The sequence below is a fragment of the Gemmiger formicilis genome (genome assembly GCF_016901605.1).
In the GTDB taxonomy this organism is placed as follows: Bacteria; Bacillota; Clostridia; order Oscillospirales; family Ruminococcaceae; genus Gemmiger; species Gemmiger formicilis_B.
The window spans coordinates 1-275 of the sequence record NZ_JACJKP010000619.1; the positions used below are offsets into that span (position 1 = coordinate 1).

Here is a 275-nt window from a genome sequence, read left to right on the forward strand (position 1 = left end):
CAACGCTGGCAGCATTTTCCAGAGCAGAACGGGTAACCTTGGTCGGGTCAACGATACCGGACTCGATCATATCCTCGACGTACTCTTCCTTCTGCGCATCAAAGCCGTAGTTAGCCTTGTTCGCCTTCAGGATGTTATCGATAATCACACTGCCTTCCAGACCAGCGTTGGCAGCGATCTGGCGCAGAGGAGCCTCCAGAGCCTTGCGGACAATCTTGGCACCGGTGCGCTCGTCGCCTTCCAGTGCGGCAACAACCTTGTCAACAGCGGGAATG

Annotated in this window: 1 protein-coding gene; it reads right to left on the bottom strand. The window is 56.0% G+C overall.

Features of this window, described 5'->3' with window-relative positions; genetic code table 11:
• Window positions 1–275 (bottom strand): TCP-1/cpn60 chaperonin family protein (locus H6B10_RS16185; RefSeq protein WP_275951106.1); only part of this gene is annotated, 275 nt, incomplete at both ends.